General features: G+C 62.0%; 3 protein-coding genes. All 3 read left to right on the top strand.

Going from position 1 to position 1667, the window contains the following annotated elements; translation table 11 throughout:
- Positions 1 to 203: 50S ribosomal protein L30 (rpmD, locus tag LQV45_RS30565; RefSeq protein WP_230010998.1), on the top strand; the 203-nt coding region annotated here is incomplete at its 5' end.
- Positions 204 to 695 (top strand): 50S ribosomal protein L15, encoded by a 492-nt coding sequence (rplO, locus tag LQV45_RS30560; RefSeq protein WP_018773677.1) that lies wholly within the window; start codon positions 204 to 206, stop codon positions 693 to 695. It begins immediately after the preceding gene.
- A gap of 187 nt (positions 696 to 882) precedes the next feature.
- Positions 883 to 1667, top strand: a 785-nt coding sequence (locus LQV45_RS30555; protein WP_230010996.1) for a preprotein translocase subunit SecY, incomplete at its 3' end; no start/stop codon positions are given.

Raw genomic sequence — 1667 nt, 5'->3', positions numbered from 1 at the left:
CTAAGAACGTGCTTGTCTCCGACGCAAAGTTGGAGATCACTCAGATCAAGTCCGCCATTGGCGGCAAGCAGAACCAGCGCGACACCCTGCGGTCCCTCGGCCTGAAGCGGATCGGACACACCGTTGTCCGCACCGCCGACGCCGTGACCGTCGGGATGCTCAACACGGTTCCGCACCTGGTAAAGGTAGAGGAGGCGAAGTAAATGGCAGAGAAGAACACCGCCGAAAAGGCACAGGGCGCCGCTGAGAAGCAGAACGCACTGAAGGTTCACCACCTGCGTCCCGCCCCGGGTGCCAAGACCGCCAAGACCCGTGTTGGTCGTGGTGAAGGTTCCAAGGGTAAGACCGCTGGTCGCGGTACCAAGGGTACGAAGGCCCGCTACCAGATCAAGGCTGGCTTTGCCGGCGGCCAGCTGCCGCTGCACATGCGCCTGCCGAAGCTGCGCGGCTTCAAGAACCCGTTCCGGGTTGAGTACCAGGTTGTAAACCTGGACAAGCTCAACGAGCTGTTCCCGGAAGGTGGCGCTGTCACCGTGGAGAACCTGGTCGAAAAGGGTGCCGTTCGCAAGAACCAGCCCGTCAAGGTGCTGGGCACCGGCGACATCACCGTCAAGGTTGACGTCACCGTCCACGCATTCTCGGCCAGCGCTGCTGACAAGATTGCTGCAGCAGGCGGAAGCACCACCGCCCTCTAACGAGGCGGCGGGGCAGTTGCCCGTTGTTGAAACTCCCGGTACCGGGGGCTCAGGCCCCCGGTGCCGGGAGTTTTTTTCATTTTCCGGGCCCCGCCGATTGTTCGCGGGGCGCATCCACCCGTTAGACTCGGTTGTTGGGTTTATTTGACCTGTCTCACACGACTTTACTTATTACTCAGGAGGACGCTTGCTTAGCGCATTTGGCCGGGCCTTTCGCACGCCTGATCTGCGACGCAAGTTGTTGTTCACGCTGGGAATCATCACAATCTTCCGCTTGGGTGCCTTCATCCCCTCGCCTGGTGTGAGCTACCAGAATGTCCAGCAATGCTTGCAGAACGGTCAGACCTCGGGCGGGATCTACCAGCTCGTCAACCTGTTCAGCGGCGGTGCATTGCTGCAGGTGTCCATCTTTGCCCTCGGCATCATGCCGTACATCACCGCCAGCATCATCGTCCAGCTGCTCCGGGTGGTCATTCCCCGTTTCCAGCAGCTGTACGAGGAGGGCGCGTCAGGGCAGTCGAAACTGACCCAGTACACCCGCTACCTCACGATCGCACTTGGCCTGCTCAATGCCACGACACTGGTGTCGCTGGCACGCTCCGGCCAGCTGCTGCCTAACTGCCAGCTGCCCATCATCCCGGACAGCTCGATCGTCACCACGGTCCTGATCATCATCACGCTCACGGCCGGCACCGGCCTGATCATGTGGATGGGCGAGCTCGTGACGGAAAAGGGCGTCGGCAACGGCATGTCCCTGCTGATCTTCACGTCCATCGCCGCAGGCTTCCCCGGCTCGCTCGGTGCGATCTGGAAGGCCCAGGGCCCCGGCACGTTCTTCCTTGTCCTGATCATCGGCCTGCTTACCGTGGCGCTCGTGGTCTTCGTGGAGCAGTCCCAGCGCCGGATCCCGGTGCAGTACGCCAAGCGGATGATCGGCCGCCGCACGGTCGGCGGAACCAGCACCTACATCCC

The sequence above is a fragment of the Microbacterium sp. Bi128 genome, from assembly GCF_918698205.1.
This window is presented reverse-complemented; position numbering and strand designations above follow the sequence as displayed.